At 70.0% G+C, this 19,592-nt stretch carries 14 protein-coding genes; 5 read left to right on the forward strand and 9 right to left on the reverse strand.

Annotated elements, in window-relative coordinates; genetic code table 11:
- Positions 1–2: 2 nt before the first annotated feature.
- From D893_RS09055 to D893_RS09085, 7 genes are all read right to left on the reverse strand, one after another.
- Positions 3–524 (reverse strand): hypothetical protein, encoded by a 522-nt coding sequence (locus D893_RS09055; RefSeq protein ID WP_018945843.1) that lies wholly within the window; start codon positions 522–524, stop codon positions 3–5.
- The gene (locus tag D893_RS09060) at positions 521–820 is read right to left on the reverse strand and encodes a nucleotidyltransferase domain-containing protein (protein WP_018945842.1); all 300 of its coding nucleotides are present in this window, start codon (positions 818–820) and stop codon (positions 521–523) included. The genes D893_RS09055 and D893_RS09060 overlap by 4 nt, the downstream gene beginning before the upstream one ends.
- An 85-nt stretch (positions 821–905) precedes the next feature.
- Positions 906–2,462, reverse strand: coding sequence for a ribonuclease H-like domain-containing protein (locus D893_RS09065; protein ID WP_110619613.1), 1,557 nt, complete (start codon positions 2,460–2,462; stop codon positions 906–908).
- Positions 2,459–4,876 (reverse strand): DEAD/DEAH box helicase, encoded by a 2,418-nt coding sequence (locus D893_RS09070; protein ID WP_018945840.1) that lies wholly within the window; start codon positions 4,874–4,876, stop codon positions 2,459–2,461. The genes D893_RS09065 and D893_RS09070 overlap by 4 nt, the downstream gene beginning before the upstream one ends.
- Positions 4,877–4,979: 103 nt before the next feature.
- Positions 4,980–5,471, reverse strand: a complete 492-nt coding sequence (locus D893_RS09075) for a hypothetical protein (RefSeq protein ID WP_018945839.1) — start codon at positions 5,469–5,471, stop codon at positions 4,980–4,982.
- Complete coding sequence (locus D893_RS09080; protein ID WP_026288845.1) at positions 5,468–5,767, reverse strand: nucleotidyltransferase domain-containing protein; 300 nt, start codon at positions 5,765–5,767, stop codon at positions 5,468–5,470. The genes D893_RS09075 and D893_RS09080 overlap by 4 nt, the downstream gene beginning before the upstream one ends.
- Before the next feature lie 126 nt (positions 5,768–5,893).
- A complete protein-coding gene (locus D893_RS09085; protein WP_018945837.1) occupies positions 5,894–6,988 on the reverse strand; it encodes a hypothetical protein in 1,095 nt (364 codons plus the stop codon).
- A gap of 153 nt (positions 6,989–7,141) precedes the next feature.
- Between D893_RS09085 and D893_RS09090 the strand changes: the two genes are divergently transcribed.
- The 3 genes from D893_RS09090 (at position 7,142) to D893_RS09100 (ending at position 12,638) form a co-directional block, all read left to right on the forward strand.
- Positions 7,142–8,473 carry a DNA repair exonuclease gene (locus D893_RS09090; RefSeq protein WP_110619614.1) on the forward strand — a complete coding sequence of 444 codons (1,332 nt, stop codon included), beginning with the start codon at positions 7,142–7,144 and terminating at the stop codon, positions 8,471–8,473.
- On the forward strand, positions 8,470–11,988 hold the full coding sequence (locus D893_RS09095) for a hypothetical protein (RefSeq protein WP_110619615.1): 3,519 nt from the start codon (positions 8,470–8,472) through the stop codon (positions 11,986–11,988). Before D893_RS09090 ends, D893_RS09095 begins: the two co-directional genes overlap by 4 nt.
- Before the next feature lie 140 nt (positions 11,989–12,128).
- A complete protein-coding gene (locus tag D893_RS09100; RefSeq protein ID WP_024328424.1) occupies positions 12,129–12,638 on the forward strand; it encodes a CZB domain-containing protein in 510 nt (169 codons plus the stop codon).
- Positions 12,639–12,673: 35 nt separating this feature from the next.
- On the opposite strand, the gene D893_RS09105 is transcribed toward D893_RS09100, so the two are convergent.
- Complete coding sequence (locus tag D893_RS09105; protein WP_110619616.1) at positions 12,674–14,563, reverse strand: DEAD/DEAH box helicase; 1,890 nt, start codon at positions 14,561–14,563, stop codon at positions 12,674–12,676.
- Between the two features lie 118 nt (positions 14,564–14,681).
- Positions 14,682–15,683, reverse strand: a complete 1,002-nt coding sequence (locus tag D893_RS09110; RefSeq protein ID WP_246863900.1) for a diguanylate cyclase — start codon at positions 15,681–15,683, stop codon at positions 14,682–14,684.
- A gap of 164 nt (positions 15,684–15,847) precedes the next feature.
- Between D893_RS09110 and D893_RS09115 the strand changes: the two genes are divergently transcribed.
- Both D893_RS09115 and D893_RS09120 read left to right on the forward strand, forming a co-directional pair.
- The gene (locus tag D893_RS09115) at positions 15,848–18,142 is read left to right on the forward strand and encodes an ATP-binding protein (protein ID WP_110619618.1); all 2,295 of its coding nucleotides are present in this window, start codon (positions 15,848–15,850) and stop codon (positions 18,140–18,142) included.
- Entirely contained in the window at positions 18,139–19,590 is a 1,452-nt protein-coding gene (locus D893_RS09120) for an HD domain-containing phosphohydrolase (protein WP_110619619.1), read from the forward strand. Before D893_RS09115 ends, D893_RS09120 begins: the two co-directional genes overlap by 4 nt.
- Positions 19,591–19,592 lie beyond the last annotated feature (2 nt).

Here is a 19,592-nt window from a genome sequence, read left to right on the forward strand (position 1 = left end):
CACTATTTCGCTCCCACAAGCGATACGGGCACCGCCGTGGAATCCAGTCCCATGCGCTCCACCGCGAAACGCCGCACCCGCTCGTAGGTGTCCAGCAGCATATCCGTGTGCGCGCGGGTACGACAAAGGTCTTCGGCGAAGGTCTCCGGATCGCGCATGTACTCGTGCACCAGCCGGTTGCGCAGCCGCCGCACTTCAAGCCAGTCTTCCAGGTCCTCGATCACACCCAGACGTTCCGCCCGATTGAGGACCTCGATCTGACTGCCCGGTGTTTCCGCCAGCGCGAGAAGCCAGCGTGGCAGGAGCTTGTCGGCGATGGTGTCCTGCATGCGGCCGAAACGGGACACGAATGCTTCCATGCGCTCCGCTCGCTCCGGGGCGTCGTCCAGCGCTCGCACCCATTCAGCGTCGATCGATTCCGCTGCCAGCCGCCCGCGACTCCAGTCCAGATGTTCTCCCTCCCGGCGCACGATCTCCAGCGTCTGCAGAAAGCGATCGACTGGCAGCAAACTTTCCTCGTTCACAGCGGCACCCCCGTGCGACGGGCTTCGCGATGAATCGGCTCGCAGGTCGTATCGGGATCGATGGTGACCACATCGAATTCGCGATCCCCCAGGCGCCTCTGCAGGCGCGCCACCAGGGTCAGCTCCCGCGACCGCCGATCCGGCATCGACTGCGGCAGCTCCACCAGCAGGTCGATGTCCCCGCCGCGCGCGGCATCATCCGTGCGCGAACCGAACAGCAGCACGCGAGCCTCCTCGCCAAAGACCTCCCGCACCGTGGTGCGAATCGTCTCGCGGGTTTCGTTCGACAGGCGCATGGGCATGGACTCGACGTGGCGAGGGATTCCGGGATCGTAACAAATCCCCGGCACCGGAACGGACCGGTCGGGGCCCAGCCCGGCTTCAACCGGTGGGAGGCCAGCCCTCTGGCCGATCGGGCGCCGAGTCCGGGCTCGCGTCGGCGAGCAGGCCTGCATCCCGGCCGAGGCGCTGTACCAGCCGGGCACACCGTGCACGCGCGGCGGCAGAATCCGGCAGGCGACGCGCCCACTCCAGGGCGGTCGCGGGGTCACGGCGCTGATGCTCGTGGTATTTGGCCAGGGCCTCGATGGCTTCCGGGTGTCCCTGTTCGGCCAGAGACTGCCACAGAGCGACCGCGCGTTCCCAGACACCCGCGCGGCGCCATTCCCGGGCGAGCCACAACCGCCCGGCGGGGTTCAGCCGTTGTTCGCATTGCTGCAGCAGCCGGCGGGCTTCCACCGGCCCCCGAAGCCGGTGTAACAGACGCGCGGCGCCCTCCGGCGAAGCCAGCTGCGCCGGCGGGTCCGCCAGCACCCCGGCGAGCGCGGGACCCAGAACGGCCAGACTGAAGATATCGTCGGCATTGTGCCGCACCACACGCTGCAGCAAATCCGCCTGACCGAAGCGCAGATACGCCTGCCACGCCCACGGCGCGTCGGAGCCGGGGAGATCATCGGTGCGCTGCAGGCCCAGAAGCCGTTCTTCCGCGGTGCGCAGGCGGCAGTCGGGCCAGGCATGGCCATACAGCGCGCGTACCGGATGGAGAAAGTCGGTGTGGGCGCTGTCCGCCGGATCGTTTCGACGCTGCATGCGCCGGCGGTCGCGCAGCAGCGGCAGGTCGAAGGTCTTGCCGTTGTAGCTGACCAGGCGCTCGCAGCCGGCCAGCGCGGCGTCCACCGACTCCAGCATGGCCGCCTCGCCGGCGAACGCGGTCATCAGCCACTGGCGCAGGCGCAGGCCCTCGCCGGTCGGCGTCGCCAGGCCCACCAGAAACGCCACGGTCCCGGCACCGCCGGCCAGCCCCGTGGTCTCGGTGTCGATGAAGCCCACCCGTTCGCCGGCCTCCCAGAACGGCCACGCCGACTCCAGGGCCTCCCCCAGAGCCAGCCGGCCATGTTCGTGCCCCGGTGGCAGCTCGCGATCCAGCAGGATCACGTGTTCGCCAATGCGGCTGCCGCCGAGACGTTCGGCGAGTTCGTCAACGGATACGGCCGGGCCATTGGGGATCGCGGTCGGTGCCGTCGCCCCGTCTGACTTCCCATCTGCGGGGGATACGGCGGAGTGCCTGACATCCTGCGCGCTGGGCTGTTTCGGCGCAGCCCCCATACGCCGGATCCGTTCGCGCAGCTCGGCCAGGGCGCGGGCGCGCTGCGGGCTTTCGCCCTGCCCGGTCGCTGGCGCCCGGCCTTCGCGCACGGACCCTTCGTTTCCCGACGCACCCCCCGGATCTGCGGAGGCGTCCGTCATCGAACCGGTTTCTTGCCCGGATTCGATCCCGGGGGCCGTCCCGCCTGCGGCATCCGCAGGGCCGGCTTCCGAACCCCCGGGGGCCGAACCGGAGGGTCCGGCCCCGTCCCGGACAACCTCGTCCGCGGTGCGCCGTTCCGGGGTCACGCCGGCCTGCCGTCGCAGGGTGTTCAGCCGGTCGGACAGGCTCATGCCGCCGCCCCCTCGCCAAGGGCCTCCAGCACGGTCAGCGCCGCCTGTTTGGGCGAGAACCCGCGCACCTCGTCGCTGGCGAGAATCGGGCCGATGCAGGCGGGACAGCCATGGGCACAGCCGCAGTTGTGGATCAAGGCCAGGGCGTCGCGGACCACCCGCGCCCGCGCATCGAACAGCGGCGACGACAGCCCCACGCCCCCGGGATAGTTGTCGTACAGGAACACCGCCGGTCGGAAGCGCGCTTCCTGCTCGGGGTCGCGCTCGCCGCCGTCGAGGGTGCGCAGCTGTCCCCGCCCGCCGGCCCCCACGGTGGCAAACCAGCGGGCGTCGCCGTCACCCACCGCACGACCGAGATCCTGCGGTTCCGACATCACCACCAGCGCGGCGACGTGATGCATCGCGTAGGCCGCGCCGAGAAAGCCGTCCAGCGCCTCGTGGCGGGAGGCAAAATGCTCCTCCAGCGCCTCCGGCGCCATCTGCCACCACACCGAGGTGGTGTGCATCTCCTGATCCGGCAGATTGATATTGCCGTAGCCAATGTTCTCGTGGGTGTAGTAGCGGATCTTCTTGTAGCCCGGGATGCGGCGGACGATATGCACCTCGCCTCGCGCGGCCTCCCCCTGCCCGGCCGCGCTGCGCTCGAAGTCGTCGAGGATCTTCAGCCGGGTGTAGTCGATGGCGTCGGTGTAGTAATCGGCGCGGGTGCGGGTGACGAAGGCCTTGCGCCCGTCCCAGTCGAGGTGCTCGACCTGGTAGGGCACCGCCTGCACCAGGTAGATCGCCCCCTCGTACAGGGTCTCGGCGGCACTGGAGAAATCCACCTCCGCGATGATCTTCTGCTGCCCGTCGCTGGTATCCACCACCACGAAGTTGCCCTCGGCCACCGAGCGCAGGCTGACGCTCTGCGCCGGGTAGCTGTCCTCGGTCCAGTGCCAGGTGTCGGACTCGCGGTGCAGCACGCCCTCCTCTTCCAGGTAGTCGAGCAGGGCCTCCAGGTCCTCGCCGCCGAAGGTCTCGCCGCGCCGGAATGGCAGCTCGAACGCCGCGCAGCGCACGTGGTCCAGCAGGATCAGCAGCTGGTCCGGGGCGATGCGCGCCTGCTCCGGCGACTGCCCGAGGAAGAACTCCGGGTTGCGAATGATGTACTGATCCAGCGGCTCGGAGCTGGCCACCAGCACGCCCAGCGAGGGCCGGTTGCGCCGTCCGGCGCGACCGAGCCGCTGCCAGGTGCTGGCGATGGTGCCGGGGTAGCCCGTCAGCAGGCACACGTCCAGGCTGCCGATATCCACGCCCAGCTCCAGCGCCGAGGTGGCGATCACGCAGTCCACGTTGCCGCCGCGCAGCGCCTTCTCGGTCTCGCGGCGCTCGTTCGGCAGATAGCCGCCACGGTACGCGGCCACCCGCGCCGCCTTGCGCGGGTCGTTGTCGAACACGTCCTTCATGTAGCGGGTGATGATCTCCACCATCAGCCGCGTGCGCGCGAAGATGATGGTGGACAGCTTCGCCCGCATGGCCGTGCGCGCGATACGCGTGACCTGCGAGCGCGCCGAGGCGCGGATGCCGAGATCGGCATTCACCACCGGCGGATTCCACAGCAGCAGGTGGCGTTCGCCGGCCGGCGCGCCGCTCTCGGTGATCGCCTCCACCGGTGCGCCCACCAGCCCTTCCGCCAGCTCCTGCGGGTTGGCGATGGTCGCGGAGCTCAGGATGAACACCGGATCCGCGCCGTAGAAGCGGCAGACCCGGCGCAGCCGGCGCATCACGTTCGCCACGTGCGAGCCGAACACCCCGCGGTAGCTGTGGGTCTCGTCGATGACCACGTACTCCAGGCTCTCGAAGAACTGCGCCCACTTGGTGTGGTGCGGCAGCACGCCCTGATGCAGCATGTCCGGGTTGGTGACCACGATGTCCCCGCGCGTGCGCACCGCCTTGCGCGCATCGCCCGGGGTATCGCCGTCGAAGGTATAGGCGCGCACGCCCAGATCGCCGGCCTCGTTGAGCTCCATCAGCTCGGCCACCTGGTCCTGTGACAGGGCCTTGGTGGGGAACAGGTACAGCGCGCGCGCCTTGCGCTCGCGCGCCGCCTGCAGCACCGGGAGGTTGTAGCACAGGGTCTTGCCCGAGGCGGTGGGGGTGACCACGACGGTGTGATGCTCGGCACGCACCCGATCCCAGGCCGCCCGCTGGTGGCTGTACAGCCGCTCGACGCCGCGCGCCCGCAGCGCGGTGGCGATCGCCGGATCGAGGTCGTCGGGGATAGGCGCGGTGCTGGCCGGCCGCGCGGGCATCACCAGCTCGCCGGTGATCCGCTTGCGGTAACGCGCCTTCAGCCGCTCCGCCAGCCGGCGCGCGCCCTCCACTTCGGAATCGGCTTCGGGGACATCGGATGGCGGACGGGCCGATTCGGGCACGGAATGCTTCTCACGGGAGCTGATCACTGGCGATCTTAGCCCGCAGAACCAGAAGCAGCCAATGACATGAGAGGGCCACCGTGATCTCTAAACGGGTCGTCTGTCATGTCTCCGCAATGGTCCAGCCACGGGCGCGCATGTCAGTCAGGAATGCCTGAACGACAGACTGCAACGTCGGCACGAATTCGTGCCCCGTTTGCAGGGCGTCGGCAAGGGTCACTGGGTCCTCGATATATTCGTGCACCATCTGGTTGCGCAGTTTCCGCATGGCCAGCCAGTCGTCACTCGAAGGCATCAGCCCCAGCTTTTCGGCTCGGTCAAGGTTGTCAATGGCGGCGCCAACATGTTCTCCCAGCGCTTCGAGGTAGAGCGGGAGCAGTTTGTCCCCCAGGGTATCCTGAAGGCGGCCAAATCGGCTGACAAAGGCTTCCACTCGTTCGGCCTCGTCTACTTTCTCGGCGAGGTCGCGCGCACGGGCCTGGGTGAATGGCTCGTTGAATACGCGCTGGTCGGTGGTCAGAAGATGCTGTTGCTCACGCTGTACGACACGCGCGAGAAACCGCAGACGTTCCAGTTGTTCGTGCCCGAGCTTCACAGAAGCTGCCCTTCTCTTTCGGCAATGTCATGAACCGGGCTCCGGGTGATGTTCGGGGCGGAGAGGACAACGTCCACTGCACGCCCCTGGAGCCGGCGGCTGATCATGGCCGAGAGACGGGCGGAAAGCATGGCCGGGCGCTCGACCGGGTCATCCAGCTCAACCAGCACGTCGACATCGCCACCTCGCCCTGCATCGTCCAGACGCGAGCCAAACAGCCGAACACGGGCGCTCGCACCGCATTCTCGGCGCACGACCTCGCGGATTGCTTTTATATGCTCGGGACGAAGGCGCATTCCGTTGATTGTAGGCCAGCCGGTGCCCCCCTCCAAACGGAGGGTCGGCTGATCGGGGCACATCCGTGTGCCTCGGCGAAACTGCGATAAATCCGGGTCGATAAACCCGGGTCGATGAACCGGCGTTTACCTAACGCCCCGATCCGGGGCGTCCCGCCCACGATCTTCGGGATCCTGCTCGCCAGGGCCTGTTGTCGGGGCATCACTGTCAGCCCCTTCACCACCACTGCTGGCGGCACCGGCCGTCGCCATATCGTCCGTCTCATCGGAACGCCCGGAGCCGCCCGTCCAGGCCGCGGCCTTCTGCCGCATCTCGCCGAACTTGCCGGTCAGTTTTTCCAGCCGCCCTTCCCATTCCGGGTCGGGCTCCTGTCCTTCGGTCACGCGGTTGAACACCTGCATCAGCGCGACCATGCCGACCGGCTCGATCACCGCCTGCTTCACGCCCCAGGCCAGCACCAGGGCGATGATCACCGTCAGCGGGCCGGCCAGCGCCGGGATCAGCGCCACCAGGCCGGCGACGGGGGCAAGGATGACGAGAAACACGAGGAAGGTCATGCCCCAGATGAAGAAGGCAAGGAAGAACGCGTTCTTCAGGAACGCCTTGTAGTTCTGCGCATACAGGATCAGCGCGGTGCGGCTGGCTGCCCACGGGTTCTCGGCCCGGGTGCGGATGTTGTAGGCGAGGATCACCTCGTCCAGATAGGTGAGCGACAGGTTAATGACCGTGTTGATGAAGCTCGCCAGACCCTTCGTACCGGGCAGCGGGATCAGCGCCGCAATGCTGAAGAAGGCCCGGTTGAAGACCTTGAGCACGCCCTTGATCAGCTGATCCACCGCGAACAGCACCGAGGCCTGGGCAAAGCGCTCTTGCACCACCTCGCGCGCGTGCTCGATCTGGCCGCGGCCCTGCGGCAGCTCCTGCCCGTCCATGCGCTCCACCAGCACCGCGATATGCCCGGCCTTGACGATGTACAGCAGGTATTCGCGGAAGAAGTACACCACCGCGCCCACCAGGCCGAAGCCGATGAAGCCGCCCCACAGACCGAATACCCCGGGGTTGTCGCCGATATATCCGATCCCGTAGCCGAGGCCCGCACCGACCCCCGTGCCGATCACGTACGCCAGCGTGATCCCCACGTAGATGACGAAACGGAACACCAGAAACGGTGCGGTACTGCGCAGCAGACCCAGGGTCTCCCGCATGCTGAAGTCCTTCATGGCGTTGCCCCCCGAAAAGGTTCCGTTGTGATCTCCACCAGCATCACCCACCTGGGACACTCCTGTCCCCCTCCGGATACAGGGGGCGGCCCCACTTCTCCCCTGTATGCGGCGATGCGACCATAGGGCCCCGAATACCGGAAAGGGATCTCCATGCCCGTTCGAATCCTCGCCGTGGGCGACATGCACCTGGGGCGCCGGCCGGCCAGCCTGCCAGCCGCGCTGGCCGACGACGGCGCCAAACTGGGCCCGGCCGAGGCCTGGGAGCGCTGTGTCCGCCTGGCCATCGAACAGCAGGTGGACGCGGTAGCACTGGCCGGTGACCTGGTCGAGCGCGAGGACGACTTCTTCGAGGCCTACCGCCTCCTGCTGCAGGGGATTCGGCAGCTCGATCAGGCCGGCATCACCGTGGTGGGCGTCGCCGGCAACCACGATGTCACCGTGCTGCCACGCCTGGCCGACGAACTCGAGGGCTTCCACCTGCTGGGCCGTGGCGGGACCTGGGAGCGCCTCACCCTCGGTACGGACGAGGACCGGGTGACCCTGCACGGCTGGTCGTTCCCGTCGCGGCGGGTGACCACCAGCCCGCTCGCCGGACATGACTTCCATGCGCGGGGCGAAGGCGCGGCGGCCGGCGTTCAACTGGGCCTGCTGCACGCCGACCGCGACGCGCGCGACTCGCACTACGCCCCGGTCAGCTCCGCCGAACTCGCCGCCGCCGGGCTGGACGCATGGCTTTTGGGGCATATCCATCGACCCGATGCCCTGGACACGCTCGCCGGACCGGGAACCTCGTCGGCTGCGCCGCGTTACTCGGGCGGCTACCTGGGGTCCGTTACCGGATTGCACCCCGGCGAACACGGCTCCCGCGGCCCGTGGCTGATCACCGTCGAAGGCGACCGCATCCGATCGATCGAACAGCAATGCCTGGCGCCGCTGCACTGGGCGCGACTGGATCTGGACCTCACCGGGCTCGAGGCCCCGGAGCAGGCCCGCACGCGCCTGCTGCAGGGCCTGCGCGAGCTGGAAGCCCAACTCGATGCGCGCCCCGCCCCGCCACGCGCCCTCGGCCTGCGCCTGCGCCTGACCGGACAAACCACCCTGGCCGGCGAGGTCGCGCAGCAACTGGAGGAGCACCGCGAGGAAAGCATTGCCGCCAGCCCCGAGCGCTTCACCTTCATCGAACGCATCCTTGCCGACACCCGCCCGCCCGTCGATCTCGACGAGCTGGCACGGCGCCAGGACCACGCCGGCCTGCTCGCCCGCCGCCTGCGGCTGCTGGAACATCCCGTCGACGATCCCGACCGCCGCGCCCTGCTGGAACAGGCACGCGAGCGCCTGGCTTCGGTCGCCACCGACGCCCGCTGGCGCGGCCTGCCCGAGGCCGGACTGGATGACGAGGCCGTCGCTGCGCGCCTGGCCGACAGCGGCAGCCGGCTACTGGAACACCTGCTGGCCGATCCGGACACGGAGGCCCGCCCGTGAAACTGCAGCATATCGACATCCGCCGACTGCCCGGCATCGACCGCAGTTTTTCCGTCAACGAGCTGGACCCGACCATCAATTTCGTCACCGGACCCAACGCCTCCGGCAAGAGCAGTCTGATCCGTGCGCTGCGCTACCTGCTGGCCGGTCACCGCGCGGGCGATCCGCACCAGCTGTCCCTGACCGCGGGCTTTCACGATGGCGAGCACCGCTGGACGGTGGACCGCAACGGCACCCACGTCACGTGGCAATGCGACGGCCGGCCCGCGGATCCGCCGGCTCCGCCGCCCCCCGACCTGCTGGACAGCTACCTGATCGGCGTCGAGGACCTGGTCCGCATCCAGGGGCGCGGGGAACAGGCCCTGGCCCGCCACCTGCGGCGCGAACTCAACGGCGGGCTCGACCTGCCGGCCCTGCGCGAGGCGCTGTTTACGTCCGCCCCGCGCGCCGGACATCGGGAGCGCCGCGCGCTGGAGCAGGCGCGCCGGCAACGCGAGGAGGTGGAACGCCACCAGCACGGAGTGGCCGAGCAGGAACGTCGCCTGCCGGAGCTGGACCGGGCCATTGCACAGGCCCGCGACGCGGAGCAGGAAGGCCGTGCCCTGGACGCCGCCCTGCGGCTGTACGAAGCCGAGCAGGCCCTGCGCGGCCTGGATGCGCGGCTGGCGGAATTCCCGCCGGACATGGACCGCCTCACCGGCCGCGAAGCCGCACGCCTGGACGAGCTGGAGCAGCAGCGCGAACGCGTCCGCGACGACCTGGACCGCGCCGGGCGCAGCCGCGAGCAGGCCCGCGAGCAGCTCGCGGCCACCGGCCTGCAGGAACGGCGGCCGGACGAGGCCGAACTCGACCGCCTGCGCGGGCGCCTCGACGAACTGCACCAGCAGGAACAGGCGCTGGCCACCGCCGAGCGGGAATGCACCGACGCCCGCAGCGCGCGCGAGCACGCGATCGCCCGGCTGGACACCCGCGCGGCCGCGGCCCGCGAGCTGCCCCGTCTGGACGACGCCAGCCTCGACCGCGCGCGCGATCTCGCCCGCCGCCGCCGCGAGCTGGAAGACCGCCACGCAGCCCTGCAGGCCCGTCTGCAGGGCGCCCCGGACACCTCGCCGGAAGAGGACCTGCAGCGCCACGAGCGCGGCGCCCGTCTGCTGCACGACTGGCTGACCCTGGCGGAGCCCGCGGAACCCGCGCGTCCCGTGCTCCCCACGGTGGTCGGGGCCGGGCTCGGCGGCAGCATCGCGGTGGTCGGCGGGATCCTGGGACCGGGCTGGCTGGCCGCGCTCGGCGGCGGCCTGATGCTGCTCGCGCTGCTGCCGCTGGTCTTTCCCCGGCTGCTGCCGCCACGCCTGCGCCGCACCGACGAGGGCCGCGCGCGCGACGCTCGGCGCGACGGCCTTGCGCGGGATTTCGCCGCGCTGGGCCTGGAGCCGGCTGCCGGCGAAGCACTGCGGGAAGCGGATGCGGACGCCGTGCGCGCCCTGCTCGAGACCGTCGAACGCCGGCGCGACGAGCTGCGCATGACCCGCCGGCGCTTCGAGGAGGCCGAAACCCTGCGGGGCGAACGTGACCGCGTGGATGCCGAGCTGCGGGAACTCGAGGAGGAAGCGGCGGCATTCACGCGCGAGGCCGGTTTCGACCCCGCGCTGGCCGGACGGCTGGACGACTTCCTCGAGCGCACCCGCGCCCTGCAGCAGGCGGAGCTGACCCTGCACCAGGCCGAGGCCCGACGCGCGGAGATCGCGGAACGCACCCGCACGCTCGCACGCGAACTGCAGGACGCCCTGGCCCGCTGGCCCGACCCCGAGGCCCGGGCCCCGGCGGTGGAGGCCCTGCGGACCCGCGCCCGCGACGCCGCCGAGGCCGAACGCCGCATCGCGGAGATGGACCGCGAATGCCGCCGCCTGGAGACCTCGCTGGAGGAGATCGACCGTCAGCAGGCGCGCGAGATGGCCGATGCCGGTCTGGAACCCGACCAGCGCGATCTCCTCGATCACCGTCTGCAGCAACGTGAAGCCTGGCAGGCGCTGCGGCAGGAACGGGACGACGCCCGCCGGCGGCGGGACGACGGGGTTCGCGAGCTGGAATCCCGCCCGGACCTGCTGACCCTGGCCGGTTCCCGAGACGGCCCCGGCGATCGCGACACCCTCGAGCGGCGCCGGAACGAGGCCGCCGACCGGGCCGCACGACTGGAGGCCCTGCAGGAGGAGCGCAGCCAGATCCGCGAACGCATCGAGCAGACCGGACGCCAGCAGGAGCGCGAGCAGGCCCTGGCGGCCGAGCAGAATGCCCGCGAAGACCTGGAACGTCGGCGCGACGAAGCCCTGGACGCCGAAGCCGGGCGCTTCCTGCTCGACGACATCCAGGAGGAGTTCCGCCGCGAGGAAGAACCGGAACTGCTGCGCCGCGCGCGCGAGGCCTTTGCCCGCTTCACCCACCACCAGTGGGCGCTGCGGCTGAGCGAGGACGAGGACGGTTTTGTCGGCGAGGACCGCGTGCAGGGTGCACTGCGCCCCCCCGGCGAACTCTCCACTGCAACCCGCATGCAGCTGCTGCTGGCGCTGCGCCTGGCCCGGGTCGAGACGCGCGAGGCGACCGAGGGAGCAGGGCACTGGCCGCTGCTGATCGACGAGGCCCTGGCCACCACCGACCCCGAACGCGCCCGCGTGATGTTCCGTACCCTGCAGGAACTGGCCCGCGACGGGGATCGCCAGATCCTGTACCTGGCCGCCAGCGACTACGAGGTTCAGCTATGGCACCAGGCCACCGGCGAATGGCCGCACCGCGTGGATCTGCAGGCGCTGCGCGGGCTCCCCGCGGAGGCGACCGAACCTGCCCGGTTCGAGCTCCCCGCGGCTCCCGCCATCCCGGAGCCGGCCGGCAAGGACCTGGCCGCCTGGGCACGCGAACTGGGGGTGCCACGACCGGACCCGACGGGGCCCGCCGAAGACGTCCACCTGCTGCATGTATTGTTCGATGATCCCGCGACCGCGCGCGACCTGATGCAGGTCTGGCGGGTCGATCGGGTGGGCCCGCTGCGCAGCCTGCTGGATGGACGGATCGCACACCGCGCCCTGCCCGACGAGCACCGGCGCGCCACGCTGGCATATCGCTCCCTCGCGCTGGAACACTGGCTTGCGGCCCGGCGCATCGGCCGCAACCGGACGGTGGACCGGGGCCTGCTGGAGGAGGCCCGTGATGCCGGCGTGCTCACCGACAACGCGCTGGAGGGCGTGGCGCAGCGCGCCACGGAACTCGAAGGCGACCCGCAGGCCCTGCTGGAAAGCCTGCAGCAGCACCCGATCACCATGGCCAGCGGCACGGAACAGCGCCTGCGGGCAGGCCATCGCGAACAGCTGCACGAATTCCTGCGCGAGCGTGGCGTGCTCGACGAGCGCGCCCCCCTCACGCCGGAAGCGCGCCGCCAGCGTGTCCTCGAGCGCCTCCCCGCCGCGGCCGACCCCGCCGACATCCAGCGCCTGATCGACCACCTCGAGCACGAAACCGCCGACTGACTCCCGGACGATGTGCGGAACCGTGAACGGTTCCGCATTCCGGTCGTCCCATCCGCGCCGCAGGCAGGCCAGAATTGGGATCGCTTCATCCCTGAATACCCCCTCTGCCGCGGCGCTCCGCGTCGCTCGGAGAGACGAAGATGACCAAAGCGGACGTGATCAAGCGGATCCACCGCGCCCGGCTGAGCCACAAGATGTGGGTCAGCTACGCCCACGGACTGATCGAAGGGATCCCGCTGGACCAGGACAAGGTCCCGGTCGCCCCCACCGACTGCAAGTTCGGCCAGTGGTACTACGGCGAAGGGCGCGGCCTGTCGGATCTGGCATCCTACTGCCGGATCGAACCGCCGCACGACGAACTCCACGCCACCTACCGGCGGATCTTCAACATCCTGTTCGAGGAACAGACCGAGAAGCCGACACCGCTGGCACGGCTGTTCGGTTCCACCGGGTTCGACGACACCCGGCGGCTGGACCGGGCTCGGGAGCTGCTACCCCATCTCAAGCAGTGCTCCGCGACCATCCTCACGCACCTCGACCGCCTGGCCGAAGATATCCGGGCGATGGACGAGGAGGAGGTCCGCCGGCGGCTGGGCGGATATCCGGACGACGCCTCCGCCGACGCCGTCTGCGAGCATTGCGAAAGCTGAGGATCTGAGCCGGTCCCCGGCCGCCTCTTCGGCGATCAGCCGTTGGCGGCCTTGCGGCGGATGCCCAGGGTTCCGGTACTGTTCTTGCCCTGGCCCTTGCCCGAAGCCCGTCCGGGGCCCTTGCCCGTCGCCTGATACGCGGGGCGCTTGCCGGTGGCCGGCTTGCCGCCGGCAGGCTTGCGGGATGCGGGCTTCGACTTGCGCGCCGGCGTGTCGTGGCCCGGGCCCTGCGGCGCCGGGATCTCCAGCGTCAGCCCGAGGCGACGGTTCGCGACATGAATGCCGCCCAGCTTGCGGATCGCGCCCTCGTCCAGGCTCTCCGGCAGATCCACGTGCGAGTGTTCCTGCTGCAGGCCGATGCGGCCGATGTCGCGGCCCTTGAGCCCGCCCTCGTTCGCCAGCGCGCCGACGATCGCGCCCGGCGCCACGCCGTGGGTGCGGCCCACGGGCATGTAGTAGCGCACCATGCCGGATTCGGGACCTGCATCACGATCGCCCTGGCGGCCGCCTTCGCGGCGCTTGTTGTTGCGCTCGCCCTTGTCGCGGCCACCGGAGCGCTCGTCGCGCGCAGCACGGGCCGCGCCGGCCAGCGGGTCGGCACCGGCGGTGGCGGAGGCATCCAGCGGGGAGCCCTCGGTGGCCAGCGCCACCAGGGCACCGGCCAGATCCTGCGGCGAGGTCTCGCCATCGGCCAGCAGGCGTTCCACCAGGGCCGCGTGACGCACCCCGGCGTCATCCGCCACGGCAGCCCGCACGCGTTCGGCGAAGCGATCCTCGCGCCGTGCCCGCACCGCCTCACGGTCGGGCACGGCCTGTTCACGCACGGATTTGCCGGTCAGGCGCTCGATGTCTTTCAGCATGCGCCGCTTGCGCGGCTCCAGGAACAGGATCGCGCGGCCCTTGCGCCCGGCGCGGCCGGTCCGCCCGATGCGGTGCACGTAGACCTCGGCATCGCCCGGGGCATCGAAATTGAACACGTGGCTGATGCGCGGGACGTCGATCCCCCGTGCGGCCACGTCGGTGGCCACGATCACGTCCAGACGACCGTCGCGCAGGTTGGCGACCACGCGCTCGCGCTCGCCCTGCTCCATGTCGCCGTTGAGCGCCGATGCGGCCACGCCGGCGGCGCCCAGCCGATCGGCGATCTCGACCGTCGCCGCCTTGGTACGGGCAAAGACCACCGCCGCGTCCAGATCCGGCTCGGTCTCCATCAGGCGGGTCAGGGCCTCGAGCTTGTTGCGCTGATCGACCAGGCAGTAGCTCTGGTCGATGTCGACGCCGGCCTCGTTGCCCGCACCCACGCGGATCTCTTCCGGCTCGCGCATGTGGCGGTGCGCGATGCGCCGGATCGGCGCCGGCATGGTCGCGGAGAACAGCGTGGTCTGGCGCTCGGCCGGGGTCTGCTCCAGCAGCCACTCGATCTCCTCGACGAAGCCCATGCGCAGCATCTCGTCGGCCTCGTCCAGCACCACCATGCGCAGGCTGGACAGATCGAGGCTCCCGCGGCGGACGTGATCCGCCACGCGGCCGGGCGTGCCAACCACCACCTGGGCCCCGTCGCGCAGGGCGCGCAGCTGCTGGCCCATCGGCTGGCCGCCGTAGACCGGCAGGATCTCGATGCCGTCCAGACCCGCCGCGAAACCGCTCAGGGCGTCGGCCACCTGACCGGCCAGCTCGCGGGTGGGGGCCAGCACCAGGGCCTGCGGCGCCTTCAGGGCCGCGTCCACGCCATCCACCAGCGGCAGGCCGAACGCACCGGTCTTGCCGGTGCCGGTCTGGGCCTCGCCCAGCACGTCGCGACCACCCAGCAGGGCGGGGATGCAGGCGGCCTGAACCGCGGTGGGGGTGGCAAAGCCCAGATTCGACAGGGCACGGACCAGCGGCTCGGACAGACCGAGCTGGTCAAAGGAGGGAGATTCGGACATCACACAGTACTCACACGGGCCGGAAACAGCGACGGCACTGGCGTGCCCCGGGCCCGGCGAAAAGGAATGACCACACGGTCAGCCGCGCACTATACACGAAACGCGAGAGCCGTGGGGGTCAGCCGCGCTCCACGCGATCGCGTCCGCCGGCCTTGGCGGCATACAGGGCCTGGTCCGCACGCGCCATCAGGGTTTCATGAGTATCCCCGGCACGAGCCTCCACCACGCCCAGACTGCCGGTCACGGAGACCCCGTCGGGATCACGCAGGCCGTGGATCTCGCCACGGAGGGTCTCCGCAAGCTGCGAGGCGACGGTCAGATCCATCTCGTGGGCGATGATGACAAACTCCTCGCCGCCCCAGCGCCCGACGTGGCCCGCGCCCTCGACAGCCCGCGCCAGGATGCCGGACAGCGCCTTCAGGATCCGGTCTCCCTCAAGGTGACCGTGCACGTCGTTGATCCGCTTGAACCGGTCCAGATCCAGCAGAATCACGGCCAGCGCCGAGGCCCCGCCACCCGTCCGCGCAAGGGCCCGTTGCAGGGTTTCATCGATGCTGCGACGGTTGGCCAGGCCGGTCAGCGAATCGGTGCGAGCGAGACGATCGATCCGTTCCAGCGCCTCATGGAGCTCGGCCGTGCGCTCGTCCACCCTTCGCTCCAGCACCGCATTGCGGTCTTCCAGCTCCTTGACCGGGTAGGCTTCATCGTCCCCGTGCTCCACACCGGGGAAGGACACGTGGATGTGCTCCAGGCGCCAGACGTCATCGTGCCGGCTCCACACCAGGCTGTGCCGCACTCCGTTGAAGCGCACGGCCTGACGCGCAATGGTCGTGTGCAGATCCAGCACACAGCTGGCGATCGCCACCCCTTGCGCCGGAAACGACACATGCAGGTCCCGCAGGGAGTATTCCACCGGATTCGGCGCCTGCTCGATGTCGTGCCGGTAGAGCTGCTCGGACGCCTCCCGGGTAAAGCAGACCTCGCCGGAACCGGTCCCGATGCCGTGCATGGAGGGGCTCAGCAGCTCACATGTAGCAACGAGGTCGCGCTCGCGGAAGTAGCGATCGAAGTACTGCTCCACCGCCGCCCGGACCTCTGCTTCGGGTGATAAAGCCGTCATTGCCGATGATCCATCTCCGGGGTGCCGCCTGAGGCGTCCTGCAGGCCAGAAGGAGGCGTATTGTGCACCGGGCGGGGGCATACGGGCGAATCCCGCCACCCGGAGCCCGATATGGACCTCGTGGCCTGTTACACTGTGAACTTCTTCACAGGCAGGTCCGAGCGATGTCCGACGCGCACGACCCCGCCTTCCGGGCGCAACTGCGACACCTGCGGAAGTACGTGGCGCTGGCGGCGCTTGTGTGGACCCTGTTCTTTGCCGGGCTGAGCCTGTGGCTGCTGGACCACTTCCGGACGATGACCCTGGATCTCGCCTATCAGGAGGCGCAGGCGAACTTCAACAAGGATCAGGCCTTCCGTTTCTGGGGCACCCTGCACAGCGGGGTCTACGTGCCGGTGAGCGATCTGGTCCAGCCCAACCCGTACCTGGCACACCTGCCGGAGCGGAACATCACTACGCCCTCGGGTCAGGAGTTGACCCTGATGAACCCCGCCTACATGCTGCGCCACCTCAACGAGCAGTTCGGCGACCTCTTCGGGGTGCGCGGCAGCATCACCAGCCTGCAGCCCCTGCGGCCGGAAAACGCCCCCGATCCCTGGCAAGAGGAGGCATTGCAGGCCTTCCATGAAGGCGCCGAAGAACGCCTGGAGGTGGCGGACATCGACGAGGAGCCCCATCTGCGCTACATGGCGCCCATGCGCGTGGAGCGCGGCTGCCTGGAATGCCACGGCCATCAGGGATACGAGGTGGGAGAGATCCGCGGCGGCGTGTCCGTGGCCGTGCCCCTGGACGACCACCGCGAACGCGAGGCGGAGACCGCCACGGTCACGCTGGCGGCGCTGTCCGGCGTCTGGCTGCTGGGCCTGGCCGGACTGAGTGCGGGCGCCCGGCGCCTGAGTCGCGACGTCCGTGCCCAGCATGCCGCCGCACAGCAGATCCGCGAGCTGAACACCGGACTGGAGCGCCGCGTCGAACAACGCACCGCCGAACTGGACGAGGCCCGGCGACAGGCGGAAGACGCCAATCGCGCCAAGAGCGTCTTCCTCGCCAGCATGAGCCACGAGCTGCGCACCCCGCTGAACGCGATCCTCGGGTTCTCGCGCCTGGCGGCACGGGGCAGCAACCTCACGGGCGAACAGCGCGACCACCTCGGCCTGGTCGAACGCAACGGCGATCACCTCCTGTCGCTGATCAACGACGTGCTCGACATGGCCCGGATCGAGTCCGGCCGCCTGACCATGGAGCCGGTCACGCTGGACCTGCCGCAGACCCTGGAGGATGTGGTTGCAACGCTGGGCGCACGAGCCCGGGAGAAGAACCTGACGCTGACCCTGGACACCGATCCCGAGCTGCCCCGCTTCATCCGCAGCGATGCGCGCAAGCTGCGCCAGATCCTGATCAATCTGGTGGGCAACGCCATCAAGTACACCGAAACCGGGGGCGTCGAGCTCCGCGCCGAGACGCGGGAAGATCCGGCGGGCGAACGGCGCCTGCAGCTGGGCGTGGAGGACACCGGCCCCGGCATCCCGCCGGAACAGCAGGAATCCATATTCGAACCCTTCGTTCAGGGTGGCGCGGCCGGCACCACCGAGGGGACCGGCCTGGGGCTGTCGATCACCCGCCAGTTCGCGGAACTGCTGGGCGGTTCGGTGGATGTCTCGAGTGCGCCGGGTCAGGGGTCGCGTTTCAGCGTGGACCTGCCGCTGGAAGTGGTGGACGACGCCACCCATACACCGGCCCCCGCCGCGCGTCGGGTGCTGGGCCTGGCGCCGGATCAGCCGGCCTGGCGCATCCTGGTGGCCGACGACTCCGAATCCAATCGCATCCTGCTGCAGCGGCAGCTGGAAGAGGCCGGATTCGATGTCCGTCTGGCGGCGGATGGTGAAGAGGCCGTGGAGGTCTACCGCGAATGGCAGCCGCACTTCGTGTGGATGGACATGCGCATGCCGCGCATGGATGGCTACCAGGCCACGCGCGCTATCCGCGAGGCCCCCGGCGGCCAGGACACGGTGGTGGTCGCACTGACCGCCTCGGCCTCCCTCGCCCAGACCCGTGAGGTCCGCGAGGCAGGCTGTGCCGATCTGATCAGCAAGCCCTACAGCGATAACGACATCTTCGGCACGCTGGAGCGCCACCTGGGCGTGGAATTCCGATACGCCGACGCAGACCCAGACTCGGGACCGTATACGGACGCCGGCCCCGACGCCGGGGCCAGAACCGGGGCCGCGCACGATGAGGCCCTGGACACCCGGACCCTGGCCACGCAGCTGCAAAACCTGGCGTCGGAACGCCGTGACCGGCTGGCCCGCGACGTTCGGTCCGGCGATCTGCAGGCCCTGGAAGCCTGGGTCGCAGCCCTGGGGGACGAGCACCCGGAGACGGCCATCGCGCTGCGCCAGGCCGTGGACGCATTCCGCTACCAGGACATCCTCGACGCGCTCGGAGCCTCCCAACCATGAGCCCGGCGGCCCCTTCCGGCCACATGGATCCGGCAGTCCCCGCCAACGTGGGGGAAGGGATCCTCGTGGTGGACGACAACCCCAGCAACCTGCGCCTGATGGTCGACGTGCTTCAGCAGGCGGGGCTGGCGGTGCGCGTGGCGCCGGGCGGCCGCATGGCGCTGGAATCGGTCGCCGAGCGGCGGCCCGCGCTGATCCTGCTGGACATCCGCATGCCGGACCTCGACGGTTTCGAGGTCTGCCGGCGCCTGAAGGAAGCCCCTGAAACCGCCGACATCCCGGTGATCTTCCTCAGCGCCCTGCGCGAGCCTGAAGACAAGCTGCGGGGCTTCGCCGCCGGGGCGGTAGACTACATCACCAAGCCCTTCGTCGCCGAGGAGGTGCTGGTACGGGTCAAGAGCCATCTGGCCATGCGCCAGTCACAGATGGCCCTGGAGGCCCTGGTGACCGAGCGTACCCGCGCCCTGCACACCGTATCTGCCGGCAACCGCGCGCTCGTCCACGCGGAAGGTCCCGATGACCTGCTGCGCGGCATGACCGCCGCCATCATCACGACTGGCGGCTATGCCGCCGCCCGGGTACGACTGCACGACGGCCGCGACCGGCTCGCCGGCCTGGACGTGGCACCGGTCACGCCCGCCACCGACGCGACGGAGCCGGACGGGGCCTGTCTGGTGCCCGTCGCCGACCCGACGCTGCTCGTACTGATCCTGCCACTGGTCGACGACCGGGGCCGGCTGGGCGATCTGCAGGTTGCCGCGCGATCCCGGGAGGCCTTTGCCGAACCGGACAACGTGGCGCTGCTGAACGAACTGGCGGGCGATCTGGTATACGGGCTGCGCACCCAGCAGTCGCGCGCGGCGCTGGAACACTCGCTGGAACGGACCATCGAGGCGATGGCCGCCACCATCGAAGTCCGCGACCCGTATACCGCCGGGCACCAGCAGCGCACCACGCAGATCGCCGACGCGATCGCGGTCGAACTGGGCCTGGAACCGGAACGGCGCAAGGGCCTGCATGTGGCCAGCGCGGTGCACGACATCGGCAAGATCTCGGTGCCGGTCGAGATCCTGGCCAAGCCCGGCCGTCTGTCGGCGGCGGAATTCGAACTGATCAAGGGACACGCCGCTTCCGGCTACGAGATCCTCAAGGGCATCGACTTCCCCTGGCCGGTGGCCACCGTCGTGCGCCAGCATCACGAGCGTCTCGACGGCTCCGGCTATCCGGATGGCCTCACGGGCGAGGCCATCCTCCCGGAGGCGCGCATCCTCGCGGTGGCCGACGTGGTCGAGGCGATCCACTCGCACCGCCCCTATCGCCCGGGGCTCGGCATCGACGCAGCGCTGGAAGAATTGCGCAAGCAGCGCGGCACGCTGTACGACCCGCAGGCCGTGGATGCCTGCCTGCGCCTGGCCGACCAGGGGCGCCTGCCCCTGGAGACGGCCTGAGC

It is taken from the genome of Thioalkalivibrio sp. ALE21 (assembly GCF_003208255.1).
GTDB classification, from domain to species: Bacteria; Pseudomonadota; Gammaproteobacteria; order Ectothiorhodospirales; family Ectothiorhodospiraceae; genus Thioalkalivibrio; species Thioalkalivibrio halophilus.

What these genes read in the sequence shown, in the direction of transcription:
- D893_RS09060 (WP_018945842.1), bottom strand. Translation starts at nt 820, where the DNA reads ATGCGCCTGTCGAACGAAACCCGCGAGACGATTCGCACCACGGTGCGG.
- D893_RS09065 (WP_110619613.1), bottom strand. Translation starts at nt 2,462, where the DNA reads ATGAGCCTGTCCGACCGGCTGAACACCCTGCGACGGCAGGCCGGCGTG.
- D893_RS09080 (WP_026288845.1), bottom strand. Translation starts at nt 5,767, where the DNA reads ATGCGCCTTCGTCCCGAGCATATAAAAGCAATCCGCGAGGTCGTGCGC.
- D893_RS09085 (WP_018945837.1), bottom strand. Translation starts at nt 6,988, where the DNA reads ATGAAGGACTTCAGCATGCGGGAGACCCTGGGTCTGCTGCGCAGTACC.
- D893_RS09090 (WP_110619614.1), top strand. Translation starts at nt 7,142, where the DNA reads ATGCCCGTTCGAATCCTCGCCGTGGGCGACATGCACCTGGGGCGCCGG.
- D893_RS09100 (WP_024328424.1), top strand. Translation starts at nt 12,129, where the DNA reads ATGACCAAAGCGGACGTGATCAAGCGGATCCACCGCGCCCGGCTGAGC.
- D893_RS09105 (WP_110619616.1), bottom strand. Translation starts at nt 14,563, where the DNA reads ATGTCCGAATCTCCCTCCTTTGACCAGCTCGGTCTGTCCGAGCCGCTG.
- D893_RS09110 (WP_246863900.1), bottom strand. Translation starts at nt 15,683, where the DNA reads ATGACGGCTTTATCACCCGAAGCAGAGGTCCGGGCGGCGGTGGAGCAG.
- D893_RS09115 (WP_110619618.1), top strand. Translation starts at nt 15,848, where the DNA reads ATGTCCGACGCGCACGACCCCGCCTTCCGGGCGCAACTGCGACACCTG.
- D893_RS09120 (WP_110619619.1), top strand. Translation starts at nt 18,139, where the DNA reads ATGAGCCCGGCGGCCCCTTCCGGCCACATGGATCCGGCAGTCCCCGCC.